Origin of the sequence: Pantoea sp. GbtcB22, assembly GCF_019091025.1 — a bacterium.
Taxonomy (GTDB): domain Bacteria; phylum Pseudomonadota; class Gammaproteobacteria; order Enterobacterales; family Enterobacteriaceae; genus Pantoea; species Pantoea leporis.
The window spans coordinates 1-254 of record NZ_JAGXKB010000441.1 but is presented as its reverse complement, the minus strand read 5'-3'; the positions used below and the strand labels follow the sequence as shown (position 1 = coordinate 254).

General features: G+C 62.6%; 1 pseudogene. It reads right to left on the bottom strand.

Features of this window, described 5'->3' with window-relative positions:
* Positions 1–254, bottom strand: a pseudogene (locus KVT28_RS25690) (MarR family transcriptional regulator); the annotation flags it as partial.

The following is a 254-nucleotide window of genomic DNA, read 5'->3' as shown; positions in this document are numbered from 1 at the left end:
AGTCGTTGCAGTAAGGGAAGCGCGGCCAGCAGCGTGTGCTGTTCCTGAGGGCTCAGTTGCGTTGCGATGCTGTTGAGCAGCCAGTCATCACGTTGTGCGCGGATGGCAGCAATCAGTTTCAGGCAGGCATCGGTGGGTTGATAGCGGGTTTTGCGGCCATCCAGCGGTTCGGCTGCGCCCTGCACCATACCCAACGTCTGCAGGCTCGCCACGGTGGCACCCATCGACTGCGTGCGCACCCCTTCCGGCGTAAC